We start from the raw sequence: 452 nt of genomic DNA on the forward strand, positions 1-452 counted from the left end.
TTCATACTTAACACCGGTGTGTTCCTGCGGGGGCACATCCAGTGGTGTGGATGGGTAGGGGAGCGTCGTGTCACCATGGAAGCAGCGGTGTGAACCAGCTGTGGAGGTGACGCGAGTGAGAATGCAGGCATGAGTAGCGAAAGACGAGTGAGAAACTCGTCCGCCGAATGACCAAGGGTTCCTGGGCCAGGTTAATCCGCCCAGGGTGAGTCGGGACCTAAGGCGAGGCCGACAGGCGTAGTCGATGGACAACGGGTTGATATTCCCGTACCCGTGTATCCGCGCCCAATGGCGAATCATCTGTGCTAACCATCCAAATCCCACGAGAAGACCTTCGGGTCTCGAGTTGGGGGCTGCATGGGACCCTGGGTGTAGTAGTCAAGCGATGGGGTGACGCAGGAAGGTAGCTGGGCCAGTCAGTGGTTGTACTGGTGTAAGCCTGTAGGGCGTCC

At 58.4% G+C, this 452-nt stretch carries 1 rRNA gene; it reads left to right on the forward strand.

Features of this window, described 5'->3' with window-relative positions:
* Positions 1–452 (forward strand): 23S ribosomal RNA (locus ON39_RS47245); the annotation flags it as partial.

The organism is Nocardia tenerifensis NBRC 101015 (genome assembly GCF_000308715.1).
In the GTDB taxonomy this organism is placed as follows: Bacteria; Actinomycetota; Actinomycetes; order Mycobacteriales; family Mycobacteriaceae; genus Nocardia; species Nocardia tenerifensis.